We start from the raw sequence: 494 nt of genomic DNA, 5'->3' as shown, positions 1-494 counted from the left end.
TTTGATGGGTAACGCATTACATCAAGCATTGATGTAAGAATCTGATACTGCTTATTATTATGCGTGTAAGTAAGCAGACGAGCTTCTATAAACTCTGGCAAGTCAGTAAACTTTTTTCGCGCTTGTGGCGATGTTTTAAGACGCACTAACTGGTCATTTTTACTCATTTTCTTTATGGTATCAACCGTTAAGCCTTTTCTGACAGGTATCATCCAGTGCCTTTCAGTCCCTGCTTGATGCCAACGATGCAAAAGCCCTAATGAATAATGACCGCGATCAAATAAGGTTAATGAGTTATCCGGTGTACCTTCAATGAGCTCTTCAGCGAGTGTCATTTCCCCTTGATGTTGCCCGTTAAAAGTACAATTAATGAGTTGATGGCTCGTTAGCTCCATGTGGCATACCATTCGAATTTGCGGATAGGTATTTTCACCATACTGGGTTGAGCCACACCCAAATACGTCTTTATTCTCTGGCGTATCATGTGTACGAAA

1 protein-coding gene is annotated in these 494 nt (G+C 41.1%); it reads right to left on the bottom strand.

Annotated features, from left to right (window positions below):
* On the bottom strand, positions 1-494 hold a 494-nt coding region (locus AAEZ22_RS18160), incomplete at both ends, for a transposase (protein ID WP_352298387.1).

Source organism: Pseudoalteromonas sp. 20-MNA-CIBAN-0454 (assembly GCF_040308685.1).
In the GTDB taxonomy this organism is placed as follows: Bacteria; Pseudomonadota; Gammaproteobacteria; order Enterobacterales; family Alteromonadaceae; genus Pseudoalteromonas; species Pseudoalteromonas nigrifaciens.
Note: the sequence above shows the minus strand (reverse complement) of the source record. Positions and strands in the feature narration are given on the sequence as shown.